The organism is Micromonospora peucetia (assembly GCF_900091625.1).
Classification (GTDB): Bacteria; Actinomycetota; Actinomycetes; order Mycobacteriales; family Micromonosporaceae; genus Micromonospora; species Micromonospora peucetia.
Window position 1 is genome coordinate 1643666 of sequence record NZ_FMIC01000002.1, and the last position, 23312, is coordinate 1666977.

20 protein-coding genes are annotated in these 23312 nt (G+C 72.3%); 9 read left to right on the forward strand and 11 right to left on the reverse strand.

All coding sequences use genetic code 11. The features are described 5' to 3' along the window. Positions 1–34: 34 nt before the first annotated feature. The 3 genes from GA0070608_RS07715 to GA0070608_RS07725 form a co-directional block, all read right to left on the reverse strand. Positions 35–2404, reverse strand: a complete 2370-nt coding sequence (locus GA0070608_RS07715) for a sodium-translocating pyrophosphatase (protein ID WP_091624112.1) — start codon at positions 2402–2404, stop codon at positions 35–37. Positions 2405–2745: 341 nt separating this feature from the next. After that, positions 2746–3180: an ATP-binding protein gene (locus GA0070608_RS07720; protein WP_091624115.1), complete on the reverse strand. Its 435-nt coding sequence runs from the start codon at positions 3178–3180 to the stop codon at positions 2746–2748. After that, the gene (locus tag GA0070608_RS07725) at positions 3180–3536 is read right to left on the reverse strand and encodes an STAS domain-containing protein (protein ID WP_091624118.1); all 357 of its coding nucleotides are present in this window, start codon (positions 3534–3536) and stop codon (positions 3180–3182) included. Before GA0070608_RS07725 ends, GA0070608_RS07720 begins: the two co-directional genes overlap by 1 nt. A gap of 142 nt (positions 3537–3678) precedes the next feature. On the opposite strand from GA0070608_RS07725, the gene GA0070608_RS07730 reads away from it, so the two are divergent. From GA0070608_RS07730 to GA0070608_RS07745, 4 genes are all read left to right on the forward strand, one after another. Next, entirely contained in the window at positions 3679–6201 is a 2523-nt protein-coding gene (locus GA0070608_RS07730) for a DEAD/DEAH box helicase (protein ID WP_425413226.1), read from the forward strand. 91 nt (positions 6202–6292) lie between these two features. Beyond that, positions 6293–6499 carry a hypothetical protein gene (locus GA0070608_RS07735; protein WP_091624121.1) on the forward strand — a complete coding sequence of 69 codons (207 nt, stop codon included), beginning with the start codon at positions 6293–6295 and terminating at the stop codon, positions 6497–6499. Positions 6500–6948: 449 nt separating this feature from the next. Beyond that, entirely contained in the window at positions 6949–7527 is a 579-nt protein-coding gene (locus GA0070608_RS07740) for an LURP-one-related family protein (RefSeq protein ID WP_091624125.1), read from the forward strand. A 158-nt stretch (positions 7528–7685) separates the two neighbouring features. After that, the gene (locus GA0070608_RS07745) at positions 7686–8630 is read left to right on the forward strand and encodes an inositol-3-phosphate synthase (RefSeq protein ID WP_091624130.1); all 945 of its coding nucleotides are present in this window, start codon (positions 7686–7688) and stop codon (positions 8628–8630) included. Between the two features lie 89 nt (positions 8631–8719). Here the strand turns inward: GA0070608_RS07745 and GA0070608_RS07750 are convergent, their stop codons facing one another. The 7 genes from GA0070608_RS07750 to ssd all read right to left on the reverse strand — a co-directional run bounded on the left by GA0070608_RS07750 (position 8720) and on the right by ssd (position 14051). Further along, positions 8720–9148 (reverse strand): Rv3654c family TadE-like protein, encoded by a 429-nt coding sequence (locus GA0070608_RS07750; RefSeq protein WP_425413227.1) that lies wholly within the window; start codon positions 9146–9148, stop codon positions 8720–8722. Beyond that, a complete protein-coding gene (locus GA0070608_RS07755; RefSeq protein ID WP_091624137.1) occupies positions 9145–9543 on the reverse strand; it encodes a TadE family type IV pilus minor pilin in 399 nt (132 codons plus the stop codon). The genes GA0070608_RS07750 and GA0070608_RS07755 overlap by 4 nt, the downstream gene beginning before the upstream one ends. Continuing rightward, positions 9540–9668 (reverse strand): DUF4244 domain-containing protein, encoded by a 129-nt coding sequence (locus tag GA0070608_RS07760; protein WP_208418639.1) that lies wholly within the window; start codon positions 9666–9668, stop codon positions 9540–9542. Before GA0070608_RS07760 ends, GA0070608_RS07755 begins: the two co-directional genes overlap by 4 nt. Before the next feature lie 63 nt (positions 9669–9731). Beyond that, a complete protein-coding gene (locus GA0070608_RS07765) occupies positions 9732–10511 on the reverse strand; it encodes a type II secretion system F family protein (protein ID WP_091624141.1) in 780 nt (259 codons plus the stop codon). Next, positions 10511–11743 (reverse strand): hypothetical protein, encoded by a 1233-nt coding sequence (locus GA0070608_RS33335; RefSeq protein WP_245715734.1) that lies wholly within the window; start codon positions 11741–11743, stop codon positions 10511–10513. Before GA0070608_RS33335 ends, GA0070608_RS07765 begins: the two co-directional genes overlap by 1 nt. Next, entirely contained in the window at positions 11740–12951 is a 1212-nt protein-coding gene (locus GA0070608_RS07775) for a TadA family conjugal transfer-associated ATPase (RefSeq protein ID WP_091624144.1), read from the reverse strand. The genes GA0070608_RS33335 and GA0070608_RS07775 overlap by 4 nt, the downstream gene beginning before the upstream one ends. Continuing rightward, positions 12948–14051: a septum site-determining protein Ssd gene (ssd, locus tag GA0070608_RS07780; RefSeq protein WP_091624148.1), complete on the reverse strand. Its 1104-nt coding sequence runs from the start codon at positions 14049–14051 to the stop codon at positions 12948–12950. The genes GA0070608_RS07775 and ssd overlap by 4 nt, the downstream gene beginning before the upstream one ends. Positions 14052–14437: 386 nt before the next feature. On the opposite strand from ssd, the gene GA0070608_RS07785 reads away from it, so the two are divergent. From GA0070608_RS07785 to GA0070608_RS07790, 3 genes are all read left to right on the forward strand, one after another. Continuing rightward, on the forward strand, positions 14438–15358 hold the full coding sequence (locus GA0070608_RS07785; protein WP_091624152.1) for an acetyltransferase: 921 nt from the start codon (positions 14438–14440) through the stop codon (positions 15356–15358). A 232-nt stretch (positions 15359–15590) separates the two neighbouring features. Continuing rightward, a complete protein-coding gene (locus tag GA0070608_RS32530) occupies positions 15591–15767 on the forward strand; it encodes a hypothetical protein (RefSeq protein WP_176733663.1) in 177 nt (58 codons plus the stop codon). A gap of 353 nt (positions 15768–16120) precedes the next feature. Then, a complete protein-coding gene (locus GA0070608_RS07790) occupies positions 16121–16927 on the forward strand; it encodes an HAD family hydrolase (RefSeq protein ID WP_091624156.1) in 807 nt (268 codons plus the stop codon). A gap of 54 nt (positions 16928–16981) precedes the next feature. Here GA0070608_RS07790 and GA0070608_RS07795 read toward each other — a convergent pair whose 3' ends face one another. Next, positions 16982–17728 (reverse strand): Fic family protein, encoded by a 747-nt coding sequence (locus GA0070608_RS07795; RefSeq protein ID WP_091624160.1) that lies wholly within the window; start codon positions 17726–17728, stop codon positions 16982–16984. A 267-nt stretch (positions 17729–17995) separates the two neighbouring features. On the opposite strand from GA0070608_RS07795, the gene acs reads away from it, so the two are divergent. Next, entirely contained in the window at positions 17996–19960 is a 1965-nt protein-coding gene (gene acs, locus GA0070608_RS07800; RefSeq protein WP_091624164.1) for an acetate--CoA ligase, read from the forward strand. Between the two features lie 267 nt (positions 19961–20227). Then, a complete protein-coding gene (locus GA0070608_RS07805) occupies positions 20228–23020 on the forward strand; it encodes an immune inhibitor A domain-containing protein (protein WP_091624169.1) in 2793 nt (930 codons plus the stop codon). Positions 23021–23312: the final 292 nt, after the last annotated feature.

Consider the following 23312-nt stretch of genomic DNA (forward strand, 5'->3'; position numbering starts at 1 on the left):
CTCGGGCCGACCGGGGACCGGAATGCCGGACGGATCAGGCGTTGACCGGCTCCGACCGCTGACCCGGGCTGCCCGCACCCGCGTCGGAGTCGGAGTCGTCCATCGCCACACCCTTGCGCTTGCTGAACACCACCGCCGCGACGATGACCAGCGTCGCCGCCACGGCGATCCCCACCCGCAGGGCGGTGTTCCGCTCGTCGCCCACGCTCCACGCCACCACGGCCGGCGCGATCAGCAGCGAGACCAGGTTCATCACCTTGATCAGCGGGTTGATCGCCGGGCCGGCGGTGTCCTTGAACGGGTCGCCGACGGTGTCACCGATGACCGTCGCGGCGTGCGACTCGGAGCCCTTGCCGCCGTACGCGCCGTCCTCGACGAGCTTCTTGGCGTTGTCCCAGGCACCGCCCGAGTTGGACAGGAAGACCGCCATCAGCGTGCCGGCCCCGATCGCCCCGGCCAGGTACGCCGCCAGCGCGCCCGGCCCGAGGCCGAAGCCCACCGCGATCGGCGCGAGGATGGCGAGCAGGCCCGGGGTCACCAGCTCGCGCTGCGCGTCCCGGGTGCAGATGTCGACGACCTTGCCGTACTCGGGACGCTGGGTGCCGTCCATGATGCCGGGCAGCTCGCGGAACTGCCGGCGTACCTCCATCACGACCGCGCCCGCCGAGCGGGAGACCGCGTTGATGGCCAGGCCGGAGAAGAGGAACACCACGGCCGCACCGATGATCAGGCCGACCAGGTTGCGCGGGTTCGCCACGTTCAGCGAGTTGAGGATCTCGGCACCGACGTCGGTCACCCCGGCGTCGGCGTACGCGGTGCTCAGCGTGTCGGTGTACGAGCCGAACAGCGCCGTCGCGGCCAGCACCGCCGTGGCGATCGCGATGCCCTTGGTGATCGCCTTGGTGGTGTTGCCGACCGCGTCCAGCTCGGTGAGCGTCCGGGCGCCGTGCTCGTCGATGTCGCCGGACATCTCCGCCACGCCCTGCGCGTTGTCGGAGATGGGGCCGAAGGTGTCCATCGCGACGATCACGCCGACCGTGGTGAGCAGGCCGGTGCCGGCCAGCGCCACGGCGAACAGCGAGAGCGTGATGGAGCTGCCGCCGAGCAGGAACGCGCCGAACACGCCGGCGCCGATCAGCAGCGCCGAGTAGACCGCCGACTCCAGGCCGATGCTGATGCCGGCGAGGATCACGGTGGCGGCACCGGTCTGCGAGCTCTTGCCGATGTCCTGCACCGGGCGCCGGTTGGTCTCGGTGAAGTAGCCGGTCAGCGCCTGGATCGCCGCCGCCAGCACGATGCCGATCACGACCGCGCCGATGGCGACTGTCCGCGGGTTGCCGTCGATCGGGGTGCCATCGGCGTTGGTGAGCCCACCCGCCAGCTCGCCGAAGGTGGCCGGCAGGTACGCGTACGTGGCGATCGCCACCAGCACCGCGGAGAGCACCGCCGAGATGTAGAAGGCCCGGTTGATCGCGGTCAGGCCGTTGCGGTCGGAGGCGCGCAGCCGGGTGATGAAGACGCCGATGATCGCGACGAGCACGCCGATGGTGGAGATGATCAGCGGGAAGACCAGGCCCTCCTCGCCGAAGGCTGCGCGGCCGAGGATCAGCGCGGCGACCAGGGTGACCGCGTACGACTCGAAGAGGTCGGCGGCCATGCCGGCGCAGTCGCCCACGTTGTCGCCCACGTTGTCGGCGATGGTGGCGGCGTTGCGCGGGTCGTCCTCGGGGATGCCCTGCTCGACCTTGCCGACCAGGTCGGCACCGACGTCGGCGGCCTTGGTGAAGATGCCGCCGCCGACCCGCATGAACATGGCGAGCAGTGCGGCGCCGAAGCCGAAGCCCTCCAGCACGGTCGGCGCGTCGCCCCGGTAGAAGAGCACGACCAGCGCGGCGCCGAAGAGGCCGAGGCCGACGGTGAGGAAGCCGACCACGCCACCGGTGCGGAAGGCGATCTTCATCGCGGCCTCGCGGCCACCCTCGCGCTCCCGGGCGGCGGCGGCGACCCGCAGGTTGGCCCGGGTGGCCAGCCACATGCCGGCGCCGCCGATGAACGCGCTGAACAACGCGCCCACGACGAAGAAGGCGGACCGGCCGATCTTCACCGCCGTCTCGCTGCCGTCGGTGTCGTGCACCGGCAGCAGGAAGAGCAGCACCACGGCGATGACCACGAAGATCGCCAGGGTGCGGAACTGCCGGATCAGGTAGGCCGAGGCGCCCTCCTGGACCGCGCCGGAGATCTCCTGCATTTTGTTGGTGCCCTTGCCGGCGGCCAGCACGGCCTTCGTCAGCGCGCCGGCGAAGGCGAGCGCCACCAGCGCGAGCACCGCGGCGATGACGACGTACGTGACGTTGTTTCCGGTGAGGGAGATCCCGCCGCCCTCGGCGGCCAAGGTCTCGGACATCTGTGTCCTCCTGTACCGAACGCTCGCGCCGGCCGGTGGAGACGCACCGACCCGGCGCCTGGATGCGGAGTCGCAAGCGCGCCACCCCACCCTGGCGGACCAGCGATGAACAGCCGTTCCCGCTGGCTGCGGGATGGATCACTTGCTGACAACCCGCGTACTGTAGCCCTCCACAGTGTTGGAGGTCACACCGAGGGGGCGCCGCATCTCGATGATCTTCGTCGCTGTGTTATGAGGAAAAATCTGATATAGGAGTCCGTCCATGGCAAAGGGGCCGCGCCCCGGCGGGACACGGCCTCTCACGACGTACGACGCCCTCAGCGGGGCGGTGGAAGATCAGCTCAACGGCCGACGGGCCAGACCATCCGCACCTCGGTGCCGACGCCCTCGTCGACCGGGCGGACCTGGAGATCCTCGACGAAACCGGCCAGCAGCGCGAAGCCGACGCCGGTGGTGAGGTCGTCCTCGTCGAGCGACTCGTTGGCGAGCTGGTCGGCGTTCAACGCGGCCAGGCCGAGACCGGCCTCGATCGGCGCGCGGTCGACGACGCGCACCGCGTACGCCCCCGTGTCGGACATCTCGACGAGCACCGGCTCGGGCACGCCGTACTGGCGGTGCAGGGCGACCGCGCGGGTGCACGCCTCGCCGATGGCCAGCCGCACCTCGTCGAGCAGTTCCTCGCGGACCCCGGCCCGCCGGGCGACCGCCACGCCGACCAGACGCGCGGTGCGCACGTGCACCGGGGCCGGCGAGAAGGAGAGCTTGACCGTGGCCATCAGGCGCCAGCGCCGGCCGGGCCGGCGCCGATCGCCGCGTCGACCGTGGGATGCAGCGGGAAGACCTGGTCGAGTGCGGTGATCCGGAAGATCTTGAGCAGCGGTTCCTTGTCGCAGACCAGCGCGAACGAGCCGCCGGCCGCGCGCAGCCGCTTGAGCGCGCCGACCAGCACGCCCAGCCCGGTGGAGTCGAGGAAGTCCACCCGGCCCAGGTCGACCACGACGTGGCGGGCACCACCGTCGACCAACTCAAGGAGCCGCTCCCGCAGCCGGGGGGCGGTGTAGACATCCACCTCACCACCGACTTCGAGCACCGTGTGCTCGCCCACGGTGCGGGTCGCCAGCGACAGCTCCATCGGTCCTCCCCTCGCAAGAGCCGTAAACTCTCCTGGGCATCTAACCATCCCGCCGGACGACGGCTCTGCTCGCCAGCGGAGGCCTCCTCTTACCCCGACCCCCGGCTTTTCATCTCCGAACACCAGTGCGAAAGTGCGAAACGTGACCTCCGACAGCTTCAGCTCGGCACGTCTGCCGCCGCGCCACGACCTGAAGTCGTCGTCCGCAGCCACCGGATCCGCAGGTACCGGCACCGGGCGAACGCCGGCCGACCTGCTGGGCCGGCTGCGCACCCGCACCGGCGCCGACCCGGTCACCCACGTCGAGCGGGTGCCGGCGCGAGCCGGCGAGCCCGCCCCGTGGCCGGACTGGGCGCCGGAGGAACTGCGCGCGGCGTTCGCCCGGCGCGGCGTGGTCGCGCCCTGGCGGCACCAGGCGGAGGCCGCCACCCTGGCGTACGACGGCCAGCACGTGGTGGTGGCCACCGGCACCGCGTCCGGCAAGTCCCTGGCCTACCAGCTTCCCGCGCTGGCCACCCTGCTCGCCGACCCCCGGGCCACCGTGCTCTATCTGGCGCCGACGAAGGCGCTCGCCGCCGACCAGTTGCGCGCCGTCGCCGCGCTCGAACTGGAGGGCGTACGCCCCGCCTGCTACGACGGGGACACCCCGCGCGCCGAACGGGAGTGGATCCGGCGGCACTCCCGGTTCGTGCTGACCAACCCCGACATGCTGCACCACGGCATCCTGCCCGGGCACGCCCAGTGGTCCGGTTTCCTGCGCCGGCTCACATATGTGGTGATCGACGAGTGCCACACCTACCGGGGGGTCTTCGGCTCGCACGTCGCACACGTGCTGCGCCGGCTGCGGCGGCAGTGCGCCCGGTTCCGGAGTACCCCCGTCTTCGTGCTGGCCTCGGCCACGTCCGGCGACCCGGCGACGGCAGCCGGGCGACTCACCGGGCTGCCCGTGGCCGCCGTCACCGAGGACACCTCGCCGCGCGGCGGGGTGACGTTCGCGCTCTGGGAGCCGCCGCTGCTGCCGCCGGACTCCGCCGCGGACCAGCAGGCCGACCTAACCCAGGTCCGCCGGTCGGCGCTGCGGGAGACGGCCGACCTGCTCGCCGACACGGTCGCCGAGGGGGTACGCACGCTGGCCTTCGTGCGCTCCCGACGCGGCGCGGAGGTGGTCGCGGCGAACGCCCGCCGGTCGCTCGACGAGGCGGTGCCCGGGCTCGGCGACCGGGTGGCCGCCTACCGGGCCGGCTACCTGCGCGAGGAGCGACGCGAGCTGGAACGGGCACTGCTGCACGGCGACCTGCTCGGCCTCGCCTCGACCAACGCGCTGGAACTGGGCGTCGACCTGATCGGCCTCGACGCGGTGCTGATCTGCGGATACCCGGGCACCCGGGCCTCGCTGTGGCAGCAGGCCGGGCGGGCGGGGCGCTCCGGGCAGGAGGCGCTCGCCGTGCTGGTCGCCCGGGACGATCCGCTCGACACCTATCTCGTGCACCACCCCGAGGCGCTGTTCGGGCGCCCGGTGGAGGCGACCGTGCTCGACCCGGCCAACCCGTACGTGCTGGCCCCACAGCTCGCCTGCGCGGCGGTCGAGGCACCGCTGACCCCGGCCGACCTGGCACTCTTCGGCGACGGGGCGAAGGAGGCGGTGGACCAACTGGTGGCCGCGGGGGCGCTGCGACAGCGGCCGACCGGCTGGTACTGGCGGCACCGGGAACGACCACAGGTGGACCTGCGCGGCGAGGGCGGGGCGCCGGTATGTGTGGTCGAGGCTGCGACCGGGCGGCTGCTCGGCACCGTTGACGGCGGCTCGTCGCACTTCCTGCTCCACCCCGGCGCGGTCTACCTGCACCAGGGCGTCTCGTACGTGGTCGACTCGCTCGACCTGGCCGACGGGTGCGCGCTGGTGCACCCCGAGGAGCCGGACTGGTCCACCCACGCCCGCGACGTCACCTCGCTGTCGGTGGTGTCGGTCCGCTCGTACGTGGACGCCGGGCCCGTCGGGCTCTTCCTCGGCGAGGTCGACGTGACCAGCCAGGTGGTGTCGTACCAGCGGCGGCGGATCGCCACCGGCGAGGTCATCGACACCCGCCCGCTGGACCTGCCGGCCCGGGAACTGCGCACGGTCGCGGTCTGGTTCACCCTGTCACCGCAGTCCCTGACCACTGCCGGCGTGCAGCCCGCCGATGTGCCGGGCGCGCTGCACGCCGCCGAGCACGCCGCGATCGGCCTGCTGCCGCTCACCGCCACCTGTGACCGCTGGGACATCGGCGGGCTCTCCACGGCGGTTCACCCGGACACCGAGGCCCCGACGGTCTTCGTCTACGACGGGCACCCGGGCGGGGCTGGTTTCGCCGAGCGTGCGTACGGGACGGCGGCGGCCTGGCTGCGCGCCACCCGGGACGCGATCGCGGAGTGCGGCTGCGAGGCGGGCTGCCCGTCCTGCGTGCAGTCCCCGAAGTGCGGCAACGGCAACAACCCGCTCTCCAAGCCGGACGCGGTCCGGGTGCTGGACGTGGTGCTCGCCAACCTGCCCGACGCCGTACCGGCACCCCGCTCGCCCGGCAGCCCGGACGGCGGCCCGTCCGGTGGTTCGGACGGTGGGCCGGCCCGGACGGTAGGGACAGGTTCGGGTGCCGACCTCGTCCTGGGCGGCGGAAAGCAGGCATAGAACCGCTCCGATTGGGGCAAGTGACGGCATGGGAGCGCTTCCATCAGCGCTCTTGAATCACCTAGCCGTCCTTCCCGCCGAAGGAGGAGTCGTGGCCGACACCATCGCCGAGACCGTCGACCTGCTCTACACGATCGACCAGGAGAAGCTCACCCCCGACCAGCAGATCGCCCTGGGTTCCGCGCTGGCCACCCTGGCGCAGGCCGAACGTCTGGAGCAGATCAACGAGCGGCTGCGCGGCATTCACCAGGTCCTCAACACATGGGCGCTCAAGGCGACCGTCGACGGGAGCCGGTGACCCGTGGAACACCACGGGCGGGGAGACACCCGTGCTGTTCCACTCACGCCCCGCGCCGAGCGGGCCTCTGAGGGCGGGCTCGGTCAGGGGCGTTCGGTGACGGAGTTGACGAACGCGCGGGGCGACAGGTCGCGGATAGCCGGAAACGAGACGCGTGGCCGGTCCGGTCCATCGGCACCGGCCCGGCCCGTACCAGCGGCCCGGCCGGCACCGCCCGGTCCGATCCGCACCACCGGTCCAGTCCGGCACAACCGGCAGACCGCACCACCGGTCCGGTCCGGCACAACCAGCGGACCGGACAGCCGGGCCTGGGCGGGTGGCGTCTCGGCTCGGAACCGCCCCGTTCGTGGTGGGCGGGGCCGCGTGGCCTACCGGGGGAGGGGCGCACGGCCTGTCTGCGGCGTGGTTGAAGCTGTGCGACACTCCGGCGACCCCTCGAAGGAGATCTCATGCACCCCGACAACTTGCAGGCCCAGCAGCAGTTCCACATCCGGCAGCGGATCCGGATGATGGTCAACCAGTACGAGGTCCACGCCGTCGCACCGGACGGCTCCGAAGCCGGGCTGCTGGCGTTCGCCCAGCAGAAGCGGCTCGCCTTCAAGGAGCAGGTGACGATCTACACCGACGACTCGAAGCAGCAGCCACTGCTCGGGTTCAAGGCCCGCCAGCGCCTCGACATCGGCGCCACGTACGACGTGACCGACCACGCCGGCACCCCGATCGGCCTGTTCCGCAAGGACTTCGCCCAGTCCCTGCTGCGGTCCACCTGGCACGTCGAGCAGGCCGGCCTGCCGCAGGTCACCGGCCAGGAGCGCAGCATGCCGGTGGCGCTGCTGCGCCGGTTCGTCGACTCGCTGTCCTGGCTGCCGTACCACTTCGACTTCGTCGCGGGCGGCCAGCCGGTCTTCTCCGTCATCAAGAAGTGGGGCCTGCGCGACCGGTATGTCGTCGAGATCCAGCACCCGCAGGTCGACCGCCGCCTCGTGATCGCGATGGCCATCGGCCTCGACGCCCTCCAGGGACGCTGATCCGCCCGGGTCGGGGTGTCGACTCCCGTCGCCCCGGCCCGGCCCGCCGCACGCCCAGCGCTGATCACGGCTGGACGGGTTTGTGGCAATCGCGGACGCCTATCCGTGAATGCGCGCGCCGCCTCCTGCCCGGATTGACGTGAAGTAGTCTCGCGCCCATGGTCGAACGGGTGAGAGTTGCGGTTGCGGGTGCTGGTAACAACACATCAGCGCTGGTGCAGGGGATTGCTTTCTACCGCCAGACCGGCAGCCTGTCGGGCATTCGCAGTCCGATGATCGATGGCCTCGGGGTTGGTGACATCGACTTCGTCGCGGCTTTCGCCATATCCGAGCAGAAGATCGGCAAGGACCTGACCGAAGCGATCTTCATGCCGCCGAACAACTTTCCTCGTCTCGACTGCGATCTCCCGAAGGCGAATGTCTCCGTGACCAGGGGCCTTGTCGACGGGAATGAGGTGGATCGGGTGGCAGCGGCGCTGGCAGGGGCGGAGGTGTTGCTCTATTCGGCACCGAGCGGCCGACCGGAGACGGCCCGGGCCTACGCCGAAGCCGCCTGCGAAGCCGGTGTCGCCTTCATCAACACCACGTCCGACGCGATAGCCCGCGATCCGATCTGGATGACTCGATTCGAGGCGGCCGGCCTGCCGTTGCTCGGTGATGACCTGGCCAGCCAGTTTGGCACCTCGGTGGTGCACAACACGTTGCTGCGGTTGCTTGAGGAGCGGGGTGTCACCCTGGTCAGCTCCTACCAGGTCAATCTGGGAGGCACGGAAGACTTCCGTAACCTCGTCGAGAACCCCAACACCAAGAAGCAGTCCAAGCTCAACGCACTGACGGCGGCTGACAAGGTCCAACTGGCTCCGCTCGGTTACCTGTCGCATCTCAAGTCACAGAAGGTGGCGCACCTCAACATCGAGGCGCAGGGTTGGGGTGGGACGGCGGTGAGCCTTGACGTGAAGCTGAAGGTGCACGACCCGAGTGGCGCTGCCGGCGTCAACATCGATCTGATCCGTATCGCGGCGAGTGCGCTCCGAGGCGGGCGTGGCGGCTATCCCGTCGAGGCGTCGTCGCTACTCAAGTCCCCGCCTGGAACAGCGATCTGACCGCCGATCCGCTGTGGGAGCCGCGATCGTGTCAGGGACCTTGGATTCCACACCTCGAAGAGCGATACCAGCCACAATCGGCTCCCCACTCAGCCGCGTACCGGGCCGGCGCGGGCGCTGGCCGTCGCGACCCGCGCCAGGCCGGGCAGCGGGGTGACGGCAACCTCCGCGGTCACCAGGACGTCGAGGCCGTCGAGCCGGCAGGCAAGCAGCCGTCCACCGTTGGCGGCGGCGATCTCGGCAGCCCGCCCGCAGGCGGCCGGCTCACCCAGCAGGACCCCGCCGGCACCGGCCAGCGCTCCGAAGTCCGCCGCCACCCGGGCCTGTTGCCGGGCCTCCCGGGCCGTGCCGACGGCGGCGCCGAACAACCCGACCAGGACGAACGCCAACCCCACGGCGAGCACGCAGACGGTCGCCCCACCACGCTCCCCCGCGCGGCGCACCGCGCTTTCAACATCTCTCCGCCCGGCCGCCGCGCTGCCCCGCGCTTCCGCCCGCCCCTCGGGGCGCCCGCTCACGGTCCGTCCTCCGCAGCCCCGGGGGCCGGGGTGGCGGGCCCCGCGACCCCGGGCTCCAGGGCGGCGACCGCCGTCGCGGTGACGGAGATCCGGGGCAGCCGGGAGCCGAGCGCGCGTACGGGTGCGCGGACGGTGGCGACGACCCGCTGACCGTCGAAGGTGACGGTCACCTCGGCGCCCGCCGGGATCGCGGCGGCAGCGGCGGTCGCCCCGTCGGCACCCCGGGAGGCGGCCAGCGCCGCCTCCCGGGCCGCGTGCAGGCAGCCCGCCCTCGTGCCGACGGCGTTGACCGCCGACAGGCCGGCGAACAGGAGCAGCAGGAGCGCCGGCAGGCCGGCTGCCAGTTCGGCAGTGAAGGAACCCCGGTCACGGCCGGCCGACCGGCGCCGGGTCACTTCAGTGCCCGGTCGATGACGGCGGTCAACGCGGACTGCACGTTGCCCGACGTCAGCACCTTCAGCAGGATCCCGGCGAAGGCGACCGCGGCGAGCGTGCCGACGGCGTACTCGGCGGTGTTCATCCCGGCGTCCCCGCGCAGGCGGGCCAACAGTTTGCGCACGTTCTCGTCCCTTCTCGAAGCGGGTCAGAGCACGTCGCCGAGGACGGCGACGATCACCGGCACCAGGCCGGCGAGAATGAAGGCCGGCAGGAAGCAGAGCCCCAGCGGCAGCACGATGAGCACGCCGGCGCGGCGGGCAGCCGCCTCCGCAGCCGTGGACCGGTCGGCGCGCAGGTCGTCGGCGAGTCGGGTCAGCGCGCCGGCCAGCGCGGCTCCGCTGTTCGCGCTGCGCAGCACGGCGGCCGTCAACCGTTCGGCCCCCGGCACCGCCGCGAGCGGGGCCCACGCCTCTTCGGGGCCCCCACCGAGCCGCAGTAACCGGCCGACCCGGGCGAGCCGGTCGGCGAGCGGCCCGTCGAGCGCCTCCGCCACGGCCTGGATCGACCTGTCGACCGGCGCTCCCGCCCGCATCGTCGCCGCCAGCAGGTCGGCAGCGAGTGGCAGATCGGCTGCCTCCCGCAACCGCCGGTTACGCACCGCCGGCGGCTCGATCCGGCGGAGCAGCCGGTCGAGCAGCACCGCCGCCGGCAGGGCCACCACCGCACCGGGCCAGCCGCCGACGACGACGGCCACGGCGACCCCACCCAGACCGGCGGCGACGCGGATGGTGTCCGGCCGCCGCCGGCCGTCCGTCGCGTCGTCCTCGGGACCGCCCCGGCGGCGGGGCGAGGTGGCCGGGCGTACGCCGATCGGCGCCCCGCGCAGCGCACGCAGCCGACGCAGGGGCCGCCGGCCCGCCACGAGCATCGCGGCGAGCAGGGCGACCGTCACCACCAGGCCCGCTGCCAGCACTGCCCGGGGCATCAGTTCACCCGGCCCGGCGTCGCACCGAGCCGCTCGGCCCAGAACAGCCCCGCGACCTGGAGGGCGATGGCGACGACCGCGCACGCACCACCGACGGGGGTGTGCAGCAGCACCGCCACCGGGTCGACGCCGATGCCGTAGCCGAGCCCGATACCGCCGAGCGGCAGGGCGGCGAGCAGCAGGGCGGTGGCCCGCGCCCCGGCTGCCTGGGCGTCCGCCGCAGCCAACCCCCGGTCGCTCGAGCGGGCATCCGCCTCGATCCGCTCCAGCAGCTCGGCCAACGGTGCGCCCGTCTGGTCGGCGAGGCGTACGGCCGCCCGGGCCAGTGCATCGAGTCGCCCGGCCCCGCCCCGCTCGGCGCCGGCCGCCGCGTTGGCGCCCGAGAACTCACCATCGGGCTGCGGCGGCCCGGGAGTGAGCCGCTCGGCGGCGACCGGCACCGGCAGGCCGGCCCGGAGGTCCGCGGCCAGGCCGCATAGCTGGTCCAGTTGGTGCTGCCGGGCCCGCACGGCGTACCGGCCGGTGCGCCGTCGCAGCAGCGCGCGAGCGACCAATGTGCCGTAGGCGCCGACGGCCACCGCCGCGACCGGGCCGGCCAGCAGCATGCCGGCGCCGGCGCCGAGCGACGCGGCGAGCAGCAGGGTGCGCCGGGGCGACCGGGTGAGTACGTCCGACCGGAGCCACCCGGACCGTTGCTCCTCGCCCGACGGGTTGGTCACCGCTCCGGGCCGCCGGGGTGTGGCAGCCGTCGGGGCCGGCGTTCCACCGGGGCGGCGGCTGTCCCGCCGCTCGGGTGGCCGGAGTCGAGCGGGAGCGCCGTCGCCGGGCCGGCCCGGTCCCGCAGGTCGGGACGCGCCACGGTTCTCCCCCGCCGGCCAGGGCGACCCGTCCACCGCGACCCGTGTCGCCCGCAGGGCAGAGCCGCCCGCCTCGCGCTGTTCCACGGGAGCGTCGCCGGCCGGGGGCTGCCGGTGCCGTACCCGGAATTCGTCGGCCGCGCGGTCGGCGGGCTGGGGGCACGCCGGTTCGGCCTGGCCCGGGCGGCTTCGGTCGAGGGCCTGACCGGGTGTCCGGCGCAGCTCGGCGATCCACTCGACGAGCGGGTCCTCCGCGCCGGTGCGCGCGCCGAAGGCCAGCACGCCCCGCCGGATCCGGCTGCCGCGCAGCGCCCCGGCCACCAGCACGGCCGCCAGAACCGGAAGCAGCGCCATCAACGCGTTTGGGGCGGTCACTTCGGCCCCGCCGAACCGGGCCACGGCTCGGTCAGCACCGGCGGCACCGGTACGGCCCGTTCCCGCAGCAGTGCGGCGAGCGCCCGGGCGGCGAGGTCGGGACCACGTCCGCGTACCCAGGCGGGAACCGCCGTGACCAGCCGGTCCGGGCCTTCCGGCAGGAGCAGGCAGACCGACTCCAACACCCGCCCCTCGGTGCCTCGGCGCACCTGGAGCAGCACCTGGAGCGCGGCGGCCACCTGGGCGTGGAGCGCGGGGCGGGGCAGCCCGCCGAGCATCCCGAGGGCCTCCAGCCGCGCCGGCACATCCGACGGGGCGTTGGCGTGCAGGGTGCCGGCGCCGCCATCGTGGCCGGTGTTCAGGGCGGCGAGCAGGTCCACCACCTCCGCGCCCCGGCACTCGCCGACCACCAGCCGGTCGGGCCGCATCCGCAGGGCCTGCCGCACCAGGTCGGTCAGCCCGACCGCCCCGGAGCCCTCCACGTTGGCCGTCCGCGCCTGCAATCCGACGACGTGCGGGTGTCGTGGGTGCAGTTCGGCTGCGTCCTCCACCAGAACGATGCGCTCGGTAGCCGGCACCAGCCCGAGCAGGGTGTTCAGCAGCGTCGTCTTGCCCGAGCCGGTGCCGCCGGTGACCAGGTACGCCAGCCGGGCCGCCACCACGGCGGACAGCACCGGCGCCACCGGCCGGGGCACCGTCCCCCGGCTCACCAACTCGTCGAGGGTGAAGGGCCGCTGCCGGAAGGTCCGCAGGGACAGGTAGGGCCCGTCGGTCGCCACCGGCGGCAGCACGGCGTGCAGCCGGGTGCCGTCGGGAAGCCGGGCGTCCGCGAACGGGGAGCCGTCGTCGAGCCGCCGGCCGGCGCTGGCGGTGAGCCGCTGCGCGAGGCGGCGTACGTCGTCCACCGTGCCGATCGGCACCGCGACCTGGTGCAGGCCCCGTCCCCGGTCCACCCAGACCCGCACACCATTTACCAGAACGTCGGTGACCTCCGGATCAACCAGCAACGGGGCGAGCGGACCGGCTCCCACCAGGTCGTCGTGCACCTGGTCGGCCATCCGCAGCACGGCGGTGTCGCCGAGGACGGCGGCGGTGGGCTCCGCGCGTACGGCGGAAACGATCGCGGCAGGGGTGACCGGCGCCGCCGCAGCCGCGATGCGCTGTCGCACCCGGGCGGCCAGGGTGTCGCCCTCGGACGGCCCGGTCATGCCGCACCCGCCGCCGGCGTGCCGGTCAGCTCGGCGACGATCCGCTGGCAGAGCGCCGCCAGCGGCCCCCGACCGTGGGCGGCCGGTGCCTCGCCCCGCTCCAGCCCACGGGCCAGCGCCGGTTCCGGGCGAAGCGTGCCGGCCAGCGGCAGCCCGAGCGCCCGGGCCACCTCCGCGGCTGAGAGCCGGCCCGGTGCCGGACCGCGCACGATCACCGACATCGCGGCGCAGTGCGGGGCGGCAGCCGCCACCACCCGCGCCGCCGAGGCGGTGGCCCGCAGCTCGGCCGGGACCACCAGATATACCTGGTCGGCCGCCTGGAGCGCGGTGACGGCCGCGTCGTCCAACTGCCGGGGAAGGTCCACCACCACGAAGTCCCGGCCCCGCCGCGCGGCGTCGACGGTGGCCGCCATCGCCTGGGCGGGGAGGGCGAGCAGGTCGCCCCGGTCCCAGGAGAGCACCACCAGGTCGCCCCGGCTCGGCAGGGCCCGCACCAGCGCCGGTGCGTCCACCCGGCCGTCGGCGCCGGTCAGTGCCGGCCAGCGCAGCCCTTCCAACTGCTCCCAGCCGAGCACCAGGTCGAGCCCGCCGCCGAGAGGGTCGGCGTCGACGAGCAGGGTGCGCAGCCGGGCCCGGGCGGCGGTGACGGCGAGGCCGCCCGCCAGGATGCTCGCTCCGGCGCCGCCCCGCCCGCCCAGGACGGCCACGATCCGGGCGCCACCCGGCTCGGCGCCCTCCGGCCCGCACTCGGCGAACCGGTCGACCAACCACGGCTCGGCGGCCGGCAGCGTCGCCACATGCTCCGCGCCGATCAGCTCGGCGACCTGCCAGCCGGGATCGAGCTCCCCGGACCTGCCGACCAGCACCATCCGTGGCCGCTGCGGCAACCGCGCCCGCAGGCAGGGCTGGGCCTGGTCGGCGCCGACCAGCACCAACGGGGCGGGCAGCCAGCGGGTACGGGCCGCGGCGGGGTCGGCGGCGAGTTCCACCTCGATGCCACCCGCTGCGGCGAGCCGGAGCAGGTCGTCGAGCAGTTCGCCGTCCGAGGTGACGAGCAGCGGCAGGCGCCGGTGCGGCGGGACGGAGGTACGTGGTGCCATCGCGGCCTCCAGCGGTCGGGCTCGGGTTACTGGCCGAGACCCTGCTCGGGCACCATCCCTGGTCGCTGCCCCGACCGCCCGGCCTGTGGACAACCGCGCGCCCTGTGGACAACGCCCGCCAGAGCCGTCGATCTGCTATGGACCGGTCTGCGCTACGACAGCCGCTCACCTTCCAGCAGGTCCGCGCACAGGTGTCCGGCGGCCGGCTTGGCCGCGCTGCCCGGCCGAAGACTTGTTGCGGGCAGGCGCAGGCGTCGAGTAGGTTTCCGGGCACGCCGTCGAGCCGGAGGGAGGTCAGAACAATGTCCGATGTTCTGCGCCTCGCCCGCGTTCCGGCGTCATCGCGGATCTGAGCCGGGGCGTCAGCTTTTCCGGAGGATCAACCCATGACCGAGCTGGTCATCCGTCCGCTTGTAGCGGGCGAGGAGAGTCTTTTCGATTCAATGCCCGATCCGCTGCCTCAACTGCGTCAGGTCGGTTACGCCGACGGCATCGCCGGTGGCGGCTACCGGCCCGAGCACACCTGGGTCGCCCTACGAGCCGGGCGCGTCATTGGCCGGGCAGCCTGGCTTCTTCCGCCGGGTGCGGTCGGCGCTCCCTGGCTGGAACGGTTCGACCTGGCTGCCGAGCCGGAGGTGGGTGCCGCTCTGCTGCGCGCCGCCCACGAGGCACTCGGCGGTCCCCAGAGGTACTACGCCGCCGTGCCGGCACACTGGCGGCGCCGGCCGGAGGTACTCGCCGTGGTCAAGGCACCGATGGCGGCGGCCCGCCTTGTTGGGCTGGTCGAACGCGGGGAGCGGCTGAGATGCTCCTGGACGGGCACACCACTGCCGACGACCGCCGGGCGTTACACCTTCCGTCCGGCCACCGACACGGCGGAGATCAACGCGATGGTCGCCCGCATCAGCGAGCCGGACATACTCACCGGCAAGGAGATCGCGTTGGCGGTCGGCGGAGTGGACCTGGCGACCGACCCGCTGGCCTGGCTGAACAGCCCAGCCGGAGATTGGCGCATCGGGATTCACGCCGGGAAGCCGGTCGGTCTGGTCGGAACGGCCGGGGATGCGTGCTACCCACTCATCGCATACCTCGGCCTGTTCGACGAAGCCGTCCGAGGTGAACTGCTGGCCGAGGCGGTGCGGGCACTGGCCGCCGGCGGTGCCCGAGAGGTGCTGGCCGACGTGGACGCCCACCGGGTCGTGGTGCTGGCAGAGCTGGAACGGACCGGGTTCCGACAGCTGCGGTCGCGGGTCATCTTCGAGCCCGCCGCCAGTACGCCGTCCGGTTCGGGCGTCACGCACGGCTGAGCGGTCGCTGCCATCCAGGAGCTCGCCCCCGCACGCCGGCCCGTACTCCAGAACGGGCCGGCGTGCGGGCGGTGCCGACGCCGCCGATCCTCGTCGACCAACTGCCGGCGGCGCGCGGCCGCCTCGCCGGGCGACGTGGTACGGCGGGTGGGCCGCAGACTTGTCTGGACCGATGACGAGGCACTGCCCCGCAACCATGACGTCCTGCGCCTGACGGTCTTCGATCAACCTGGTGCAGCGGGTCATGGGCCACGAGCAGGCGTCAACGACGCTGAATCGTTACACGCACGCTCCGGACGACTATGCGGCCCGCGTCCTACCGGCCTTCGAGGACTTGCTGCGCACTGCCGCCTTCGGCCGCAAAGCCCCGCCCGGGAGCACCTTCGACGAGGACGGAGACGACCTGTGACCTGCGATGGAGCGCGCACGACGGAAAGGGACGACCCCCGTCGGGGGGAGACGGGGGTCGTCGGAGGTTCGGCTCCGGGGGGGTTGAGCCGAACCTGCTCGGCGGTCACGGGGGGTGCGACCGCCGAGGGTCTGCTGTTGTACGAGATGTGAACACTCGTCGCGTCGACAAGTCTGCCTGAGCGGACCTGTATACGTCGAGTGGTGTCGCCTCCACTCCCTGCGAAATAATATCCGCAGAGTGTGACCATCGTCACGGTGCGCGAAGGCGGCAGGGGCTGGCCCGCAGGTCCGAGGGGTCATCGAGCCCCGGGCACCCGCCGACCATAGACCATCCGGCTAGACTTTCGCGCCGTGGGCCGAAGTGCCGCTTTCTTCGATCTGGACAAGACCGTCATCGCCAAGTCGAGCGCCCTGGCGTTCGGTCGGCCGTTCTACCGGGATGGGCTGATCACCCGGCGTGACGTGGTCAAGTCGGCGTACGCGCAGCTGATGTTCCGGCTGGGCGGCACCGACGAGCAGACCATGGCCAGGACCAGGGACTACCTCGCCACGCTCTGCAAGGGCTGGCAGGTGGAACAGGTTCGCCAGATCGTCGCGGAGACACTGCACGAGCTGATCAACCCTTACGTGTACGCGGAGGCCGCCGCTCTCATCGAGGAGCACCAGGCCGCCGGCCGGGACGTCGTCCTGGTTTCCGCCTCCGGCGAGGAGATGGTCCGGCCGATCGGCGTGCTGCTCGGGGTCACCGACGTCATCGCCACCCGGATGGGTGTGGTGGACGGCCGCTACAGCGGCGAGGTCGAGTTCTACGCGGCCGGCCCGCGCAAGGTCGACGCGGTCGGTGAGCTGGCCACCGAGCGCGGCTACGACCTGGCCGACTCGTACGCCTACTCCGACTCGTACAGCGATCGGCCGTTGCTGGAGTGCGTCGGCCACCCCTCGGTGGTCAACCCGGACCGGCAGCTGCGCAGGCTCGCGGTCGAGAACTCCTGGCCGGTGCTGGAGTTCCGGCACCCGATCCCGCTGGGCCGGCGACTGCGCGAGCGCCCGGGCGTCCCGGTCGCCGCCGCGGCGCTGGGGGTGGGCGTGGGCGTCGCCATCGGCATCGCCTGGTACGGCCGCCACCGCCGCACCCGCACCGCCCCCGCACCTGCCTGAACCCGGAACGAGCGACGCCCACGGGCGGCCGGACGACCATGCCGGGCGCGGCGGTCAGGCTGCCGCGAGGACCTCGTCGCCGATGGCGGTGAGCTGGTCGGCGCCGACCTCCACCGCCGCCAGGTAGTGGCGCAGCCAGGAGCGCAGGCCGTCCGGGGTGCCGGTGGCGAAGGCGCCGGCCGAGCCCACGTACTCCGGCTCGCGCTCGTGGTGACCGACGTCCACGGCGAGCAGGCCGCGCGGGTCGAGCCCGCTGGACAGCAGCACCAGCCGGGCGGCGCCCCGGGCCACCACGCCGGACGGCCCGGCGAAGGGGCGCAGGTTCAGCAGTTCGCCGTGGACGACCGCGGCCAGCACCAGCGGCGAGACCTTCGTGCCGCCGGCGACGAGCCCGGACAGCCCGTCCAGCCGGGCGGCGACGACCGGGTCGGCCACCGGCCGGCCCAGCTCGGCCTCGCCGACGATGTCGCGGGCGGCGAGCACGTGCAGCCTGGCCAGCGCCTGCCGGGGCGCCTTCGGCCACAGCTCGGACAGCCCCGGCAGTGCCCCGGCGACCCGCAGCGCGCCCTGCACCACCGTTTCGGTGACCGTCCCGGCACGGACCGCCTCGCGCTCGCGGGCGTACCCCTCAAGGGCTGCGCTGGCCACCGCGGACCGGAGGCTGACCTCGGCCGCGACCTGGCCGCCGTGGCGGCGCAACGCGCGGTGCCCGAGCGCCTGGTCGAACCGCTCGCGGGCCTGCTCCAGGGCGGGGGCGATGTCGGCGAGGGCGAGCAGCGGGGCGAGCGGATCTGCGGTCACCCCGTCACGCTATCGACTGCCCGGGGCGATCCGCCGACGAGCCGCCCGGAAGCGACCGTCGCCACCCCGTGACTGGTGTTGGCAAGGGACCCTTCCTCGACAGAAGGCGTCAACAAGGTGCTCTTCCTTGCATCCGGAGCGCCGTCCGGCGCGCGGCGAGGGCCGCTCGGCGCGCGCCGGACGGGCCGGCGGTCGCCCCTGCTGGCCGCCCCGACTAACCTCGTGCCCAGAGAGATGCAGGTCACCTGAGCGACGAGGGAGCACGGCATGAGCGAGGCCTTGGCCAATCTGCTGAACGAGACTCGCCAGTTCCCGCCGCCGGCCGAGCTCGCCGCGAACGCCAACGTCACCGCCGACGCGTACGCGGAGGCCGCTGCCGACCGGTTGGCGTTCTGGGAGCGGCAGGCCGGACGGCTGGCCTGGGCGAGGCAGTGGGACCAGGTGCTCGACTGGTCGAATCCGCCGTTCGCGAAGTGGTTCGTCGGTGGGCAGCTCAACGTGGCGTACAACTGCCTGGACCGGCACGTCGAGGCCGGCGGGGGCGACAAGGTCGCCATCCACTGGGAGGGCGAGCCGGGCGACACCCGCACCATCACGTACGCCGACCTGCACCGGCTGACCTGCCAGGCGGCGAACGCGCTGACCGACCTGGGTGTCACCGCGGGCGACCGGGTGGCGATCTACCTGCCGATGGTCCCGGAGGCGGCGGTCGCAATGCTGGCCTGCGCCCGGATCGGCGCCACGCACAGTGTGGTCTTCGGCGGCTTCTCCGCCGACGCGCTGACCAACCGGATCCAGGACGCCAGCGCGAAGGTGGTGATCACCGCCGACGGCGGCTACCGCCGGGGCAAGCCGTCGGCGCTGAAGCCGACCGTGGACGAGGCGGTGGCGAACTGCCCGTCGGTCGAGCACGTGCTGGTGGTGCGCCGCACCGGCGAGGAGGTCGCCTGGTCGGGAAGGGACCGCTGGTGGCACGAGGCGGTGGAGACCGCCCCGGCCGAGCACGTCGCGCAGCCGTTCGACGCCGAGCACCCGCTGTTCATCCTCTACACCAGCGGCACGACGGCCCGCCCGAAGGGCATCCTGCACACCGCCGGCGGCTACCTGACCCAGACGTCGTACACGACGCACGCGGTCTTCGACCTGAAGCCGGAGACCGACGTCTACTGGTGCACCGCCGACATCGGCTGGGTGACCGGGCACTCCTACATCGTCTACGGCCCGCTCTCCAACGGCGCCACCCAGGTGATGTACGAGGGCACCCCGGACACCCCGCACAAGGGCCGGTTCTGGGAGATCGTCGACAAGTACAAGGTCAGCATCCTCTACACCGCCCCGACGCTCATCCGCACGATGATGAAGTGGGGCGAGGACATTCCCGCCGGCTACGACCTGTCCTCGCTGCGGCTGCTCGGCAGTGTGGGTGAACCGATCAACCCCGAGGCGTGGATGTGGTACCGGCAGCACGTCGGCGGGGGTGAGCTGCCCATCGTGGACACCTGGTGGCAGACCGAGACCGGGGCGATGATGATCTCGCCGCTGCCGGGCGTGACCGCGACCAAGCCCGGCTCCGCGATGACCCCGCTGCCCGGAATCGTCGCCGACGTGGTCGACGACCAGGGTCAGTCGGTGCCGAACGGCGGCGGCGGCTACCTGGTGCTGCGCGAGCCGTGGCCGTCGATGCTGCGCACCATCTGGGGCGACGACAACCGGTTCATCGAGACGTACTGGTCGCGGTTCGAGGGCATGTACTTCGCCGGGGACGGGGCGAAGAAGGACGCCGACGGGCACGTCTGGCTGCTCGGCCGCGTCGACGACGTGATGCTGGTGTCCGGGCACAACATCTCCACCACCGAGGTGGAGTCGGCGCTGGTCTCCCACCCGTCGGTGGCCGAGGCGGCGGTGGTCGGCGCGACCGACCCGACCACCGGGCAGGCCATCGTCGCGTTCGCCATCCCGCGCGGCACCACCGACATCGCCGGCGAGGCCGGCGAGAAGCTGATCGCCGAGCTGCGCAACCACGTGGCGAAGACGCTCGGCCCGATCGCCAAGCCCCGGCAGATCATGCTGGTGCCGGAGCTGCCGAAGACCCGCTCGGGCAAGATCATGCGCCGGCTGCTGCGCGACGTGGCGGAGAACCGCTCACTCGGCGACGTCACCACGCTCCAGGATTCGTCCGTGATGGACCTGATCTCGTCCGGTATGGGCGGCAAGGGGTCCGACGAGGACTGACGTCAGGCGTACGCCCCGATGGGTGACGGTCCCGCGCGGATCGTCACCCATCGTCGTTTCTTACGGGTGGTAGACCGAGCGGGTGCGCGCTGTCACATCGGTCGGTCGGGTGAGCCGGGAGAAGCTGAACGGACACAGGCAGACGTCGCCCCCTGTCGTTCGCCTTCGTTCTGATTTAGGTTCACGCAAGTCGGAACGATTCGATGACCGTCACATCGATGGAGCGCCGACGCCTCCCTCCTCACCATGCCCGAGAAACGGAGCGGAATGAACAGAAATCCGCAATCCGGGCCGCGTCGACGTCTGCTCGTCGCGCTGCCCGCCCTCGCCCTCGCCGCCACGTCACTGACCGTGACCGGCAGCGCGGCGGTTGCCGAGTCCGGCCCCGCCCGCGCCACGATCGGGGCGAACGAGCACTACATCAACTACGCCGAGCCCGCCGTCCAGCCGGACAGCAGCGGTCGCGAGGTCAAGGGCAAGGGTGGTGTCTACGCCCCGGCGGTCGAGGACGCCCGCGCCTACGACCGCAAGTACGCCCGTGGCAACCCGGTCGCGGCCGAGCAGCTCGCGAAGCACGAGGCCAAGGCGATCAAGACGGGCAAGAGCCCGCGGCACATCAAGAAGGCCCCGACCACCCAGACCGCCAAGCTGCTGACCCTGCTGGTGGAGTTCAACGACCAGGCCAACGACGACTTCACCAACGTCATGGTCCCTCAGACGGTCTTCGAGGACCGGACCTGTGTCCCCGGCACCGTGCAGAACGGGCCCCGGCACAACAAGATCCCGAACCCGGCGGCCCTGCCGCACAAGGACAACAACTCGATGTGGGTGCCGGACTTCTCGCCCACGCACTACAACAAGATGCTCTACACCAAGAAGGGCATCACCGAGCGGGTCCGCAAGGACCTGAAGGCTCCGGACGGCAGGCGGGGCATCGACCTGACCGGCCGCACCATGCACAACATGTACCTGGAGATGTCCAAGGGCGCGTACACGGTCGACGGGCAGGCCAGCCCGTGGATCACCGTTCCGCACTCGGAGGGCTGGTACGCCGCGTCGCGCTGCTTCCAGGACGAGACCGGCGCCTGGGTCGCCGGCCGCCAGCAGTCGATGAACGGCCACCCGGACAACCCGCAGGGCGCGGGCCGGCTGGCCACCGACGCGATCGACGCGCTGGCCGCGATGGACCCGAACTTCCCGTGGGCCGACTACGACATCGAGGACCAGGCCGACCGCGACGGTGACGGCAACCTCTTCGAGCCGGACGGCGTGATCGACCACCTGGTGCTGGTGCACGCCGGCCAGGGCAAGTCCCGCGGCGGCGGCGCCGAGGGCACGTACGCCGTCTGGGCGCACTCGTCGACGGTCACCGGCGGCTACACCATCCCCGGCACCAACCTCCAGGTCTCGAACTACATCGTGCAGCCGGAGGACGCCGGCGTCGGCGTCTTCGCCCACGAGTTCGGCCACGACCTGGGTCTGCCGGACCTCTACGACACCTCGGGCAACGCCGACTCGGACGTCGACTTCTGGGACCTGATGGCCTCGGGCTCGCACTCCGGTGAGATCTTCCAGGCGTTGCCGACGCACATGGGCCTGTGGGACAAGTGGGTGCTCGGCTGGGCCGACCCGCTGACCCTCGCGCCGGGCTCGGACCCACGCACCGTCAAGCTTGGCCAGACCTCGCGCACCCCGAAGCACACCGAGGACGGCATCAAGGTCGACCTGCCGAACAAGGTGATCACGATGGCCACGCCGCACAGCGGCGCGAACATGTGGTACTCCGGCGCCGACCAGGACTGGGCGGACGTCAAGATCACCCGCCAGGTGGCCGTGCCTGCGGCGGCCGACGCGAAGTTCTGGATGTGGAACAACTTCATCATCGAGGCCGACTGGGACTACGGCTTCGTCGAGGTCTCCACCAACGGCGGCACCACCTGGACCGAGCAGAAGGTCTACGACTCGGCCGGCAACCTCGTCACCACGAACGACGGCTACGCCGACCCGAACGGCCGGATGGTCGACTTCGGCAACAAGAAGTACGGCCTGACCGGCAACACGAACGGCTGGCGGCACGACTACGTCGACCTGTCGTCGTACGCCGGGCAGACCGTGCAGGTCCGGCTCCGCTACGCCACGGACGAGGCGTTCGCGGAGCGCGGCTGGTTCGCCGACGACTTCTCGGTGACCGGCGGCGGCGCCACCACGTGGAGCGACGACGTCGAGAGCGGGGCCAACGGCTGGACGGCTACCGGCGGCACCTTCGTCGACACCACCGGCCAGGGCTGGACCATCCACAGCGGCACCTCCACCCAGGCGCACTACTACCTGGCCGAGTGGCGCAACTTCGACGGCTTCGACAAGGGCCTCAAGTACGGCTACGACACGATCTACTCGCACGAGGCGTGGAAGGTCGACCGGGTCGCCTACAACGCCCCGGGCATGCTGGTCTGGTACCGGGACACCGCGCTGGGCGACGTCAACCACACGACGGCGCAGCTCACCGCGCTGCCCAGCTACGGCGCCAAGGGCGGTCTGCTGATCGTCGACTCGCACTTCGACCCGTACCGCCGCAAGGGCGAGGCGGCCGTCAAGGACCCGTCGGTGCTGGACAACCTGCCCAGCCGCCCGCAGTCCGCGAACGCGGCCTTCTCGCTCAAGCCCACGTACCCCTTCACGGAGTGCCTGGAGGCGGCGAACGAGCCGTACAGCGAGTACTGCACCAAGTTCGGCGCCCAGCCGGCGGTGCCGTCCTTCACGGACGCGAAGGGCTGGTACCCGGGCATCGAGATGCGCGACGGCTCGCCGTACGCCCGGGACAGTGACGCCTCCGTGGTCATCCCGTCGAAGGGCAACGCGCCGTACACGACCCGGGTCACCAACCCGGACGGTACGCCGGCACCGTCCTACTACGGGGTCGTCCTCGGCGGTGGCGCCATCGTGCTGGGCACCGGGAACCCCGGCGACCAGGGCGTGTCCTACGGCGTCACCATCACCGTCAAGCGCGCCGCGAGGGACAACTCGTACGCCACGGTGTATGTCACCCCCGCGCGTAACTGATCGGGGCAACTGACGATCGTGGGGCCGGTGGCGGTGACGCCACCGGCCCCACTTTTCGCGTACCTGATCAGTCCTATCGAAAACCGTCTCTTCCTTCCCAAGGGGGGCCGTTCGCGCTGCTCACGGCGGCTGATGAACGGCCAGGATGTGACGGTGAAAAACGTTCCCAACAAAACTTTGCAACAAATCGACGTATGCGTCTTCCCACCGGTCACACGAGTGTCTATGTTCACCATTGGTCCCACTAGTGGGACTGCTCACCCGGCCCGTACCCCCGTTGGGCCGGTTCCCT

What these genes read in the sequence shown, in the direction of transcription:
- GA0070608_RS07725 (WP_091624118.1), bottom strand. Translation starts at nt 3,536, where the DNA reads ATGGAGCTGTCGCTGGCGACCCGCACCGTGGGCGAGCACACGGTGCTC.
- GA0070608_RS07765 (WP_091624141.1), bottom strand. Translation starts at nt 10,511, where the DNA reads ATGCCCCGGGCAGTGCTGGCAGCGGGCCTGGTGGTGACGGTCGCCCTG.
- GA0070608_RS07720 (WP_091624115.1), bottom strand. Translation starts at nt 3,180, where the DNA reads ATGGCCACGGTCAAGCTCTCCTTCTCGCCGGCCCCGGTGCACGTGCGC.
- GA0070608_RS07740 (WP_091624125.1), top strand. Translation starts at nt 6,949, where the DNA reads ATGCACCCCGACAACTTGCAGGCCCAGCAGCAGTTCCACATCCGGCAG.
- GA0070608_RS07745 (WP_091624130.1), top strand. Translation starts at nt 7,686, where the DNA reads ATGGTCGAACGGGTGAGAGTTGCGGTTGCGGGTGCTGGTAACAACACA.
- GA0070608_RS07760 (WP_208418639.1), bottom strand. Translation starts at nt 9,668, where the DNA reads ATGAACACCGCCGAGTACGCCGTCGGCACGCTCGCCGCGGTCGCCTTC.
- GA0070608_RS07775 (WP_091624144.1), bottom strand. Translation starts at nt 12,951, where the DNA reads ATGACCGGGCCGTCCGAGGGCGACACCCTGGCCGCCCGGGTGCGACAG.
- GA0070608_RS07715 (WP_091624112.1), bottom strand. Translation starts at nt 2,404, where the DNA reads ATGTCCGAGACCTTGGCCGCCGAGGGCGGCGGGATCTCCCTCACCGGA.
- ssd (WP_091624148.1), bottom strand. Translation starts at nt 14,051, where the DNA reads ATGGCACCACGTACCTCCGTCCCGCCGCACCGGCGCCTGCCGCTGCTC.
- acs (WP_091624164.1), top strand. Translation starts at nt 17,996, where the DNA reads ATGAGCGAGGCCTTGGCCAATCTGCTGAACGAGACTCGCCAGTTCCCG.
- GA0070608_RS07805 (WP_091624169.1), top strand. Translation starts at nt 20,228, where the DNA reads ATGAACAGAAATCCGCAATCCGGGCCGCGTCGACGTCTGCTCGTCGCG.
- GA0070608_RS07785 (WP_091624152.1), top strand. Translation starts at nt 14,438, where the DNA reads ATGACCGAGCTGGTCATCCGTCCGCTTGTAGCGGGCGAGGAGAGTCTT.